This window comes from Geomonas limicola, from assembly GCF_014193675.1.
In the GTDB taxonomy this organism is placed as follows: domain Bacteria; phylum Desulfobacterota; class Desulfuromonadia; order Geobacterales; family Geobacteraceae; genus Geomonas; species Geomonas limicola.
Map to the genome: position 1 here is coordinate 735,183 of NZ_BLXZ01000002.1, position 12,055 is coordinate 747,237.

General features: G+C 65.9%; 9 protein-coding genes. 2 read left to right on the forward strand and 7 right to left on the reverse strand.

What is annotated here, in order from left to right:
- Positions 1 to 92: 92 nt before the first annotated feature.
- From H7688_RS06925 to H7688_RS06940, 4 genes are all read right to left on the reverse strand, one after another.
- Positions 93 to 2,726, reverse strand: a complete 2,634-nt coding sequence (locus tag H7688_RS06925; protein ID WP_183360321.1) for an ATP-binding protein — start codon at positions 2,724 to 2,726, stop codon at positions 93 to 95.
- Positions 2,719 to 3,774 (reverse strand): uroporphyrinogen decarboxylase family protein, encoded by a 1,056-nt coding sequence (locus tag H7688_RS06930; protein WP_183360322.1) that lies wholly within the window; start codon positions 3,772 to 3,774, stop codon positions 2,719 to 2,721. The genes H7688_RS06925 and H7688_RS06930 overlap by 8 nt, the downstream gene beginning before the upstream one ends.
- Positions 3,771 to 4,418: a cobalamin B12-binding domain-containing protein gene (locus H7688_RS06935; protein WP_183360323.1), complete on the reverse strand. Its 648-nt coding sequence runs from the start codon at positions 4,416 to 4,418 to the stop codon at positions 3,771 to 3,773. The genes H7688_RS06930 and H7688_RS06935 overlap by 4 nt, the downstream gene beginning before the upstream one ends.
- Positions 4,419 to 4,807: 389 nt before the next feature.
- Positions 4,808 to 5,497, reverse strand: a complete 690-nt coding sequence (locus H7688_RS06940; RefSeq protein ID WP_183360324.1) for a response regulator transcription factor — start codon at positions 5,495 to 5,497, stop codon at positions 4,808 to 4,810.
- Between the two features lie 521 nt (positions 5,498 to 6,018).
- Between H7688_RS06940 and H7688_RS06945 the strand changes: the two genes are divergently transcribed.
- Positions 6,019 to 6,705 carry a response regulator gene (locus H7688_RS06945; RefSeq protein WP_183360325.1) on the forward strand — a complete coding sequence of 229 codons (687 nt, stop codon included), beginning with the start codon at positions 6,019 to 6,021 and terminating at the stop codon, positions 6,703 to 6,705.
- Here H7688_RS06945 and H7688_RS06950 read toward each other — a convergent pair.
- The 3 genes from H7688_RS06950 to H7688_RS06960 are packed head-to-tail and all read right to left on the reverse strand — an operon-like array spanning position 6,702 to position 10,626.
- Positions 6,702 to 7,874, reverse strand: coding sequence for an aminotransferase (locus H7688_RS06950; RefSeq protein ID WP_183360326.1), 1,173 nt, complete (start codon positions 7,872 to 7,874; stop codon positions 6,702 to 6,704). The two genes, H7688_RS06945 and H7688_RS06950, sit on opposite strands and share 4 nt — an antisense overlap.
- 4 nt (positions 7,875 to 7,878) lie before the next feature.
- Positions 7,879 to 8,955, reverse strand: coding sequence for a type IV pilus twitching motility protein PilT (locus tag H7688_RS06955; protein ID WP_183360327.1), 1,077 nt, complete (start codon positions 8,953 to 8,955; stop codon positions 7,879 to 7,881).
- Between the two features lie 12 nt (positions 8,956 to 8,967).
- The gene (locus H7688_RS06960) at positions 8,968 to 10,626 is read right to left on the reverse strand and encodes an ATPase, T2SS/T4P/T4SS family (protein ID WP_183360328.1); all 1,659 of its coding nucleotides are present in this window, start codon (positions 10,624 to 10,626) and stop codon (positions 8,968 to 8,970) included.
- Positions 10,627 to 11,020: 394 nt separating this feature from the next.
- Between H7688_RS06960 and H7688_RS06965 the strand changes: the two genes are divergently transcribed.
- The gene (locus tag H7688_RS06965; protein WP_183360329.1) at positions 11,021 to 12,025 is read left to right on the forward strand and encodes a hypothetical protein; all 1,005 of its coding nucleotides are present in this window, start codon (positions 11,021 to 11,023) and stop codon (positions 12,023 to 12,025) included.
- Positions 12,026 to 12,055 lie beyond the last annotated feature (30 nt).

The following is a 12,055-nucleotide window of genomic DNA, read 5'->3' on the forward strand; positions in this document are numbered from 1 at the left end:
GCAACCTGCCGAAACCCTTAGCAGTCGGTAAAGATTCTCAAGGATGGGGTGGGGGGAGCCGGGCTGCCGGCTGGGCTCCCGGGGGAGGGGCGCTACCCTTGGTGAGCCAGCGCCTGGCGGACCGCTTCGAGGAGCGAGCCGATACTGTAGGGTTTGCGCAGGAAGACCTGGGGCCACTGGAGATGCTCCCCGCACATGACCTGGCTTTGATCGTAGCCGCTGGTCAGGATGGCGGGAAGCTCCGGGTCCAGCTTGCGCAGGGCGGCGAGCGTGGACCAGCCGTCCTGTCCCGGCATGGTAAGGTCGCTTAAAAGCAGGCGAACGGCACCCTGGTGTTGCCGGTACAGATCCAACGCCTCGGCCCCGTCTTTTGCTTCCAGCACCTGGTACCCCGAGATGCTCAGCATGGCACTGGTGGTCTTGCGGACGGACGGTTCGTCTTCCACCAGAAGCACCGTCCCCCCCTGCGGCAGCTGCGGGAGAGTTCGCACGCTTCGCTCGGCAGGGTGTTCGGCACCCTCGAGCAGCGGCAGGTAGACCCGGAAGGTGCTCCCTTTTCCATGCTCGCTGTCGACGGTCACCGCGCCGCGGTGGGCCCGCACCACCCCGAGCACGATGGGGAGCCCCAGCCCCCGCCCGGTGAACTTGCTGGAGAAGAAGGGGTCGAAGAGTTCGCCGATATCCGTTTCGCTGATGCCGCAGCCGGCGTCGGCGACCTCGAGGGCGCAGTAGTTGGCGCCCGGCTCGGGCTCCCAGTCGAGCGGAAAGCGGTTCAGGGTCCCCACCTGGGTGGCCTGGACCGTTTTCAGGCGCAGCCGGACCACACCAGCAACACCACCGAGCGCCTCCCAGGCGTTGGTCACCAGGCTCGCCAAGAGCTGCTGCAGCTGCTGCTCGCTGCCGTTTAACCAGAGCGTGCTGGTCTCCTGTTCCAGGACCAGATCCACCATGGGTGGCAGCCCGTTTTTCAGCGCCGCCGCGCTACGCCGGCAGAGCTCGGCCAGGTCCAGTTTCTCGTGCCGGCCCGGTGCCTGCCCCAGGTAGGTGAGCATCAGGGTGCTGACCTCGGCGGCACGCGAGGCGGCCTTGAGTGCCTCGCCGAGATTGTCGGCGGGGGGAACGCCGGAGGGGAGGCTCAGGAGGGCGAGCTCGAGGTTACCCAAGACCGCACCCAGGAGGTTGTTGAACTTGTGCGCGATGGCCCCCGCCATCCGTCCCAGGCTTTGTGCCTTGTGGGCCAGCTGGAGCCGTTTTTCCAGGTCGCGGCGTGCCTCCTCGGACCGGACCCGCTCGGTGATGTCGTGGAGGATGGTGTGCAAAAGCGTGCGGCCACGCACCCGGATCGAAGTCGAGTAGATCTCGACGTTGCGCAGTTCCCCGTCGGCCAGCCGGTGCCGGAACAGGAAGTGGCTCTCCACTCCGGCCGCCGCGCGGGCCAATTCCTCCCGGACGCTCGCCTGGGGCAGGTCGTTGATCTGGTCGATGCGCAGTGAGGTGAGTGTGTCTGAGGGGAAGCCGTAGAAGGCGACGGCTGCCTCGTTGGCAGCCATGATCTCCCCGGTAGCCGGGTCGATGAGGAGCTGGATGGCGCTGCTTTTCTGGAACAGGTCGTGGTAGGTCTGCTCGCTTTCCTTGAGCGCCTCCTCGTTCACCATGAGACGGTGTGATACGGCGAGCAGGTGCTCCAGGTTGAGCGCGTTGTTGAGCACCACGGCGCAGACCACCACGGTCTCCCGGGCCACCTGCAGGTACTGTTCGAGGTGGTCCGGCAGGGCGATCCGGTCCACGCAGATCACCCCGAGGAGGCACCCTTCCCATTGCACCCGGAGGAGGAACCCGGCACCCGAGGGAAGCGGCGCAGCAGACTCCTTAAGCGCCAGGGCCGCTTCCTTGATCCGCGGCTCCTGCGCCGCATCCCCCGAACCAAGGCGCACAACCTCGCCGGCGCTCCCGTCGCTGATCGGCATCCAGGCCACCTCGGCCGCCGCGAACATCATCTGGTAGAGCTGCAGGACCTCGCGCAGCACCGCCTCCTTGCCGGTGGCCTGCACGATCAGCTTGAGCAGGTCGAGCACCATGGCGTAGTCCGCGTTGCAGCGCCGGGCCAGTTCCAGGCGCCCCCCGAGCGTGGCCTCGCGCCGCTCGGCGCGCCAGGCGAACACCAGCGCCTGGCAGCGCAGCGCAAGCTGGTCCAGCCCCAGCCAGACGGTCTGGTGCGGCAGCCTTACCCGCTCCGCGAAGGCCGCGAGCTCACGGTCGGCGTCGGGGAGGACCCCGGTGTCGAGGTGCACGATCCCGGCAACCGACTCGCCGAACATCTCTGCTGCGGTGTCGCCGTCAAGCCCCTGCTCGGCGAGGCGCGCGCGCCAGTGGGTGAGCCATCCGGAACTCACCAGGTACTGCCCCTGCTGCTGGTAGCGGGTCACGGCGAAGTCGCCGGCCAGGGGAGCGAGGCAGTGGGGCTGCCGGGTGACCCGGCACCCGGCCAGGTGAGGGGGGGGCTTGCCGAGCTGCTCGAGGCAGCAGCTCCCTAGGATCTCGATCCGGTCCAGCTCGAGCGTCTCGGGCAGCAGACGGCCGAGATCTTCCCAGGTGAGCGGCGGGCGGCCGCAGCGGGCGGGGTAGCGGACAAAGACCACTTCGGCCGGGTCGAATCCGCGTGCCACCTGCTCCAGTTCCGGTGCCAACCAGGCGCAGGCGACGATGGCGAGGCGTCGGTCAGGCATCGGGCAGGACCTCCGGGGCGATCGGGTAGCGCCCCCAGCGCCGTACCGTCTCCGAGATCGCCTCCAACACCCGGTCCGGCACCTGCCAGGGGATTTCGCCGTGGTTGTCCGACAGGATGAACCCGCCGCCCGGCGCGCCGGCGCTCAGGGCCCGGCGTACCTCGCCGGCCGCCTGCTCCGGTGACCAGCCGCACATCTCGAGGCCGTTCAGGTTGCCGAGGATGGCGAGCCTGCCACTGAAGGACTTCTTGAGTGCGGACAAGTCCTCCCGGGAGCTCACCCCGAGGGCCGCGGTGCCGGTACCGGCTACTTCGTCGAGGATGCTCCCCAAGCGGCCGGAGGCCAGGTGGGTGGCGGTCGGCCCCTGGATGCGGGAAAGGGTGGCGCGGGCGACGGCCCCGCCCAGGCGCGGGTAGTCGCTGGCGGGGGTCATTTCCGGGGAGGAGAGGGGGTCAAAATAGCAGATGGCCGTGGCACCCGCGGCAAGCTGGGCGTTGGCCCAGGCCACGCAGAACTCGGTATTGAGGCGCATCAGCTCGCAGAACAGTTCCGGCTCCCGGTAGATGAGCTCCAGGTAGCGCTCGAAACCCAGTTGCAGGACCGGCAGGGAGAATGGCGACATCACCGTGCCGATGATGGGGACCTCGCCCTTGGCTCGTGCCTTTAACCCGGCCAGCACTTCGAGGACTTTCTTGAGCCCGGGGGCTTCGGTGATGCGCGGCACCTCGAGGTGCGGGATCTTCCGGATATCGGTGATGCAGGGTGCCAAAGCGTTGGGGGGGCCGTCGTCGCGGAAGGCGGTCTCGCCACCCCAGGCCTCCGACTCGAGCGCGGCGTAGAGAAAACCGTAGAGGCAGTCGTGGCCGTAGCGCTTCCTGAGCCTCAGTTGCCCCTCGACCACCAGCTCCGGGGTGCTGTAGTACTCCCGGATGCCGATGCCGAGCTCGCGGGCGCCGTGCATGGTGAGGAGCAGAAAAAAGGGGACACGGTCCGGCTCGCGGTGTCCCAGGGTGCAGAGCACCCGCTCGAGAGGGGTCATCTCGTTCATGAGGGCTCCGCGATGAGCCGACGCAAGAGGGGGATCACGCCGGCGGCTGTGGTGCTGGTGGCGTCTGCCCCGACCTCGCGCCACAGGTTGGGGTGGAGCCGGAAGGGTGCCCCCCCGACAACGAGCCGGGTCCCCGGCATATCGCGGTCCAGGCGCACCCGCAGTTCGCGCACCCGCAGTGCGGCAGGGTACATGAGGGTCGAGATCAGGAGGATCTCGATGCCATCGCGGCGGGCCCGCTGTACCAGGTCGTCGACGCCGATGAGCCCGTAATCGGTAAGCCGGAAGCCGCTGGCGCGCACCACGGAACTCACGATCCGCTTGCCCAAGGGGTGGAAGTCGTCGAGGACGGCGATGGCGAGGGCGGGGTGGCTGGTAACGGGGAGATCTTGGGGCGGAAGGATGTCGTCGAGGAGGTCTTCGGCGATTCGCCCGCTCATGTAGACCTGGGACAGGGCCAATTCGCCCCGCTCCCAGCGGTCGCCGATCCGCTCCAGTGCCGCGGCGAGCACGGTTTCGGAGAAGGCCAGGGGTTCGAGCGCACCGTGCTGGAAACAGGCCCGGGCGGCGTTACGGTCCAGTTCCAGAAGGGCCGTGGTGAGCCGGTCGGTGAGCTCTTCGGTTTCGAGGGAACGCGGTTGCATGGCACCTCGCAGTGGCACGGGCTCTAAAACGTGCGGATGCTTTCAAAAGCTTAAGGGAGGCGGTTTGGTTACAGCATATACTCCTTTCGCCATGCTTTGTCCAGCGCCAATCGACCGTGGCAGCTCAGGGAAATATCCCCTAGGTCCGGACGGTTACCGCCTGTCGGATTGGAGGAGGATTGCTACGACCAAGAAAACGTGCGGCTGTAGGATCAGGCTTACCGTCGGCCCAGTCGGATGCCGAGCCTGGGGGCGGGAGGGTCAAGGTGAGGAGGGGAGAGGGGAGAGAAATGCAACAGGCCCGAGTGCGCGCTGGCACCCGGGCCTTGAGGAAAAAGGCACTGCTGTCGGGGAAAACGAGGTGCGCCGTCAGGCGAGTGCGGTCGGAATCAGGCCCCTTCGCCGGCCAACAGGATGTAGCCCATGTTGTGGCGGGCACGCAGCGGCAGGGTGGTCCCGGGATCGGCCTTCTGCACCTTGGTGCGCAGCCTCGAGATCAGCACCTCGATGCGGGCATTTGACGAGATCTCGTCGGGCTGCCCCAGGGCGGCGAAGATCTGCTGGCGCGACACGTTCTGCCCCAGGTGCGCGAACAGGAGTTCCAGGAGGATGCACTCCTGGGCGGTCAGCGACACGGTCACCCCGTTGGGGGTCTGCAGGCTCGAGGTCTGGGCGCTGAAGCTCCAGGGGGTTCCGACCGGCGGGGCCAGGCGCTTGCCGAGGTTCTTGATGGCAGCGGCGAGTTCGGCGATCTCCACCGGCTTTACGAAGTAGTAGTCAGCGCCGCTCTCCAGACCCAGGATGCGCTCTTCGGTCATGCTGCGTCCCGTGAGGATGATGATCCCCAGGGTCGGGTTGTCCCGCATGCGTGCCGCGATCTCCAGGCCACCCTCCCTGGGGAGTCCCAGGTCGAGCAGGATGATGTGCGCCGGCCGCTCGGCAAGGGCCGCATTGAGTTCGGCTCCGTCGCCGACCCCGCGCAAATCAAAACCAAAGTACGACAGTCCTTTCATGAGGTGGTCGCGCAGTTCCAGGTCGTCTTCGACAATGACAATTGACAACGAGTTCTCAAGCTTCATGGGGATGTCCGCTCCAGTCGTTAGTTGCTCTTGCTCCTGAGGAAAACGGTAATAATATACGTCATTTCGCCTACCAGCTATAATAAAAAATACTTACAGTTCCTAAATCGGTTTCCGGGGGCTCCAGGTCGAAAGAAAGTGTAAGTCTCCACAACTTTACTCTGTAAGGAAATAATTGCAATACCCAAAATAATGCGACCCCGCCGCTTAAAAAAACTCCGGAAGAGTTGAGGGAAAAACCCAGAAAATTCGGAAACTTCCCTCAGAGTACGCCGTGTTGGCACATGAAAAGTGTCCCTCGGTGCCACTCCAGCTGGCGGCGTGTCGTCGGAAAAATCTCACAAATCTGGGGGGATAGCATGGGCGCCGTGGCTCGACGGCGGGAGGGGCTCCCTCCCCTCGATAACGGGGGACCCGCTGCGACGCGGACCCCAAATGTACTCCGGGCCTTGCCCTACCCGCCAAAGGTTGTTATGTTTTCTGGCTGGAATGGCATGGAAGCCTGACAAGGAGGGTACCCGTTGGAACCGACGATTCTACTGGTCGATGATGTGCGACTATTCCTGGAGATGCAGAAAGAGTTTCTGGCAAGTGCGGCAGTACGCGTGGAGACGGCCCGCAACGGTCGCGAGGCGTTGGAGTGCATCGGCAAAAAACGCCCGGACCTGGTGTTCATGGATATCGAGATGCCCGAGATGGACGGCATCGAGTGCTGTCGTACCATCAAGAACGACCCGGGTCTGGCGAACCTCCCGGTGGTGATGATCACCGCCAAGGGGGATGCGGCGAGCCAGCAGCGCTGCCGCGACGTCGGCTGCGACGATTTCCTGACCAAGCCCTTGAGCCGTGCCATGTTCCTGGAGACCGCGGGGCGCTTTCTGAGCGGCCTGGAGCGGCGGACCAAGCGCAGCACCGTCTCTCTCCCCGTCACGGTCCGCGCCGGCGGCAGCGAGATCGCCGGCTGGGTGCTCAACCTGAGTGCCGGCGGTGCGTTCGTCGCCGCCCCCTGCCTGGCGGAGGTGGGGCGCAGTGTCCAGCTCTGCTTCCAGCTGCCGGGAGGGACGCTTCAGGAGTGCCGGGCCAAGGTCGTCTGGACCCAGCCGGCACAAGGTGCCTCTGCGGGGTTCGGGGTCTCCTTCCTGCTGCTGTCGGACCAGACCCGGAGTGCCCTGGAACAGTACCTGAAGAGCGGGATCTACGAGGCCTAGGGGACCGGGACGCTCCGGAAACGCTCTACCGCCTCCGGGATCCCCGCCTCGGTGATGTTGCCGAAGGCGAGCCGCAGGTAGGGCTCGAGCCCCGGACCGAAGACCTCGCCCGGCAAGAGCAGCATGGCGTACTCCTGCGCCAGGCGCCGGGCCACCGCCCGCCCCGATTCCCCTGTGAAGGGGTGCCGCACCCAGCCGAAGAAGGGACCGCTCGCCACCAGGGTGAACGGGTTCCCCGGCCGGGAGCATTCCGCCACGAAGACCTCGTGCCGGCGCTCCATGGTCACCCGGTTTCCCGCCACCCAATCCCCCAGATTTTCCATCCCGAAGCGCACCGCATGCTGGGTCAGCCGTGGCTGGCAGACCGCCATGGTGTCCTGCGCCTTGAGCGCGTGTCCTATGAACTCCTCGGAGGCGACCAGCATCCCGGCCCGGTAGCCGGTGAGGGCGAAGGTCTTGCCGAACGAGGTGATCTGGACGAAGTGGTCCATCCAGCGCGGTTTCTCGAACAGGGCGTGGGGGCGCACCCCGCCGGTCAGGAAGCTGTGGTAGGTTTCGTCCAGGATGAGGGCGATGCCGTGGCGGGCCGCCAGGTCGTAGAGCCGCTCCACCATTTCCGGGGGGAGCACGGCGCCGGTCGGGTTACTGGGGGTGACCAACAGGATGGCGCGGGTGCGCGGGCCGATCAGGGAGGCGATCCGGTCCGGGTCGGGGAGTCCGCGGCGGGACTCGTCGAAGGGGGCGAAGACGCAGCGGATCCCCAGCATGGCAAGCGCCATGGGGTGGTCGAAGTAGGCGGGGAGCTGCACGATCACCTCGTCGCCGGCGCGGCACAGGGTGACCATGGCGAGCCAGAAGGCCTGGCTCGCACCGACGCTGAGCAGGATCTGGCGCGGGTTGAGCTGCGCCCCGTACTGGAGACGGTAGCCGGCGCAGATCGCCTCGCGCACCTCGACGAGCCCCTCGTCCGGGGTGTAGCGCGAGGTGAGCGGGTCCTCCACAAGGTGGGCGAGGTGCCGGACCAGGGCGGGGGCGGGGGGGTAATCGGGCACTGCCTGGCAGAGGTCGATGAGCGGCAGTTCGGGGTCGGCGGCGGCGAGCCACCCCCGCACCTCGGAGATGGGGGGCGGGTGCACCCCGCGGATCAGCTCGGAGATGGGAAACTGCATGTTCTCACCCCTGACCCGCCTCTTTCGAAGGGAGGTGCTGCTCGAAGAGTTTCTTGTCGTTGCAGCAGCGGTAGGCTTCCTCGGGCGCGACCTTCTTGGTCTTCAAAAGGTCCAGGATGTGCTGGTCCATGAGCTGCATGCCGTCTCTTCGGGCAGTCTGCATGATCGAGGGGATCTGGAAGGTCTTCCCTTCGCGGATCAGGTTGCCGATGGCCGGGGTCCCGACCATGATCTCCAGGGCGGCCACGCGTCCCTTGCCGTCGGACGACTTCAGGAGCTGCTGGCAGATCACCCCCTTGAGCGCCTCGGAGAGGACGGCGCGCACCTGCTCCTGGGCGTCCTTGGGGAAGACGTCCACGATGCGGTCCACGGTCTTCGCCGCGGAGGCGGTGTGCAGGGTCCCGAAGACCAGGTGACCGGTCTCGGCGGCGCTCATGGCGAGGTGGATGGTCTCCAGGTCGCGCATCTCGCCCACCAGGATGACGTCCGGGTCCTCGCGCAACGCGGCCCTGAGCGCCGTGGCGAAGCTGTCCGAGTGCTCCCCGATCTGGCGCTGGTTGAACAGCGACATCTTGTTCTCGTGGATGAACTCGAGCGGGTCCTCCAGGGTGATGATGTGCTCAGAGCGGGTCGAGTTGATCAGGTCGATCATGGCGGCAAGGGTGGTGGACTTGCCGGAGCCGGTCGGACCGGTGACCAGCACGAGTCCCTTCTTGAGCCCGGTGAGGTTGCGCACCGCGTCGGGGAGCCCGAGGTCGTCGGCCGAGAGGATCTTGCTCGGAATGATCCTGAACACCGCCGCGATACCCCGGTGCTGCATCATGAGGTTACCGCGGAAGCGGGCGAGTCCCGGGACCGAGTAGGCGAAGTCGAGGTCGTGGTGCTCCTCGAACTCCTCGCGCTGCGCCTGGGTGAGGATCTCGAACAGGATCGCCTTGAGTTCCTCGTGCCCCAGCGCCTTGAAGTTCTGCCGTTCCATCTCGCCGCGCAGGCGGAAGATCGGCGGAGCCCCGGTGGAGAGGTGCAGGTCCGAGGCCCCCTTGTCGCTCATCAGCTTGAACAGCGCATCAATTCGTGCCATTGCTGGTCTCCGTCATAGAAGGATCGAGGCGACGTACTCACCCGGGGAGATCTCGCCGCGCTCCAAGAGCTGGGCCCCCTCCTCGGTGATGCCGCGATACCCGTTGTCTTTCATGTAGCTTATGATGTCGGCACTCTTGCGGATGGTCTCGAAAATCTCGAGAAACGCCGCGTCGAAGCGGATCACGTCCACCAGGTAGCGCCTGCCGCTGTACCCGGTGAAGTCGCACTCGGGGCAGCCGTGCGGGCGGTAGTAGTCCCCCCGGTGCGGCGGCAGCCTGAGGGCGGCGAGTTCCTCGGCGGTCGGCTGGTAGCGCTCCTTGCAGCTCGGGCAGAGCAGCTGCACCCCCTTGCAGGAGAGCACCCCCTTGAGCTGGCTGGGGACCAGGAAGTTCTTCTGGTGCAGGTAGAGGAGCTGCTTGAGCACCCCCCCCTTGCTGCCGTGGGCGAGCCCCGCCAGGACCTTCTTGCCGCGCAACACCGCCTTGCTGGCCGAGATGAAGGCGGCGGTCTCGCTGGCGTCGTCCAGCACCAGGAGGTCGGGGTCGTGCTCGAGCAGCGCGGCGACGGTGCCTGCCACGCCGTCCGTGGCACCGGAGCCGGCCGGGATGCGCGGAAAGACCTTCTTGCCCCGCCCCAGCCGCTCGCCTACCAAGAGTACCGATTTGCCGCCGGTATCGCAGCTGTCCAGCACCAAGTCGATGAGCCGGCAGCGCTCCTCCGGGTCGCGCTGGGCGATCAGGAGCAGCCCGTCGGGTGCCTGCACCAGCTCTTCGAGGTCGCGGAACTTGGAGGGGGAGAGCTGCAGGTCGGCAAGCACCTCCAGGCGCGGCGCCGAGAGCTGCAGCTTGAGGGTCACGTAGTCGCCGCCGTCACCCCCCAGGAGCAGCGCCTGGAAGGGGATCCGTTTCCCCTGCCAGAGGAAGCTCAAAAGCCCCGAGCAGGCAAGCCCCGGCTCCCCGGGGAGCTTGGCGAGCTTGCGGATGCGCTGGGTGAGGTTCGCGTAGTAGGTAAGTTCGAGCCGCCCCACTTCGTTGGTCTGCCCGGCGTTGCGCGCCACCAGGAGCACCCGGTCGCCCAGGGGCTGCAGGGAGAGGCTGGCGTATTTCTGCTGCACGATGCGCAGCAGGAGGTGGTTCAAAAGGAGCGCGCAGCTCAGGTCGGCGTTGATCGCCTCGATGACCTTGGCCGGGAACAGGGCCGAGCTGAAACCCAGGTCGGAGCCCCCCTGGTCCGGCCCGTAGGCGAGCTCCTGCATCTCGCGGATCTCGCGGATCAGTCCCACCGAGATGCCGATCTGGCAGCCGGTCACGCGGCCCAGCGCCTCGATGGCTTCCTGGTTCAGGGGATCGGCCATGGCGACCGAGAGTTCGTTGCCGGAGAGGAAGACCGGGAAGAGCTGGTAGCGCCTGGCGAGCGCGGCGGGGACCCGTTCGACCGCGGCGGCGTCCAGGTTGTCCTTCCTGAGGCGGACGTAGGGGATGTTCAACTGGTGGGCCAGCGCCCAGTCGATATCCTCCTGGGTCACCACCCCTTGGCGGACCAGGGCTTCGCCGACACGGCAGCCGGAAACCTTCTGTTCCTCGAGCGCAGCCTTGAGCTCCTGTTCCGTGATGATCTGCGATTTGAAGAGGACGGCCCCAATGGAGCCTTCCTTGACGAGCCCGTTCATAGCCACACCTCCAGGGATAGTCAGACGGACGGCAAAGAGGAAATGTACCCGAAAAAGGAAGTGTCGACAACCTTTACTTTGACAGCCGCTTCATGGTAGTTTACCGCGATTGACAGTTGACAATGGACAATTGACAATGCTTTAACCTGGCGTCCTCATCGGTTGATCTGAGGGCGTCTCGTATTTTCGATCATCGAATTAGTCACTCAGTATAAGCGACGTCCTGTGCCGGTTCAGAGCACGGAGAATCAGCCTCAACCTGCACGACCGATCCCCTGCACCCACTCTTCTCCCCCGCAGTCGGCACGCAGCTTGTTTTTCATCGTCAATTGTCCATTGCCAATGGTCAATTGCTTCTCAAAGTCTATGTGTCACTTGAGTTATAGGAGAACGCATGCAACGTAAAGCCATCGCCCTTTTGTCCGGGGGGCTCGATTCTACCCTCGCCGTCAAGGTGCTCCTCGACCAGGGGATCGCCGTCGAGGCGCTCAACTTCACCTCCCCGTTTTGCACCTGCACCGGCAAGAACGCCGGCTGCAAGTCCGAGGCGGTCCGGGTGGCCGAGGAGTTCAAGATCCCCATCAAGGTGATGCACAAGGGGGTCGAGTACCTGGAGATCCTGAGAAACCCCAAGCACGGCTACGGCAAGGGGATGAACCCTTGCATCGACTGCCGCATCTACCTTTTGCAGAAGGCCAAGGAGTACATGCAGGAGGTGGGGGCCGACTTCGTGTTCACCGGCGAGGTGCTTGGGCAGCGCCCCATGAGCCAGCGCCGCGACACCCTGAGGGTGATCGAGCGGGAAAGCGGCCTGGAAGGGTACCTGTTGCGGCCGCTCTCCGCCAAACACTTCAACCCCACCATCCCGGAGCAGGAGGGTTGGGTGGACCGCGAGAAGCTCCTGGCGATCCAGGGGCGCTCCCGCAAGGACCAGATGGAGCTGGCGGCCGAACTCGACGTGAAGAACTACCCCTGCCCGGCGGGTGGCTGCCTGCTCACCGACCTCTGCTTCGTGGGTAAGGTGCGCGACGTCTTCGATCACTCCGACGAGCTGAACCTGAGGGACTTCCGGCTCCTCAAGGTGGGGCGCCACTTCCGCATCGGTAACCGGACCAAGGTGCTCGTCGGGAGAAACGAGGCGGAAAACGGCCTCCTGGAGAGCCAAGTGCAGTCTGGCGAGGCGACCCTGCGCTGGGCCGACGGTCCGAGCCCGCTGGCGGCGCTCATGGGCGAGACCAGCGACGAGCTGCTGGCCCTGGCCGGCCAGGTGCTGTTGCGCTACACCAAGGCGCCGGCGGGCGAGGCGGCCGAGCTCGAGCTGAAGGTGGCCGGCGAGGAGCGCCGCATCAGCGTGGTCAACGCCCTCGATGAGGCGGCCGTGGAGAAGCTGAGGCTGTAAACCGAAAACCGTTCACCGCAAAGACGCAAA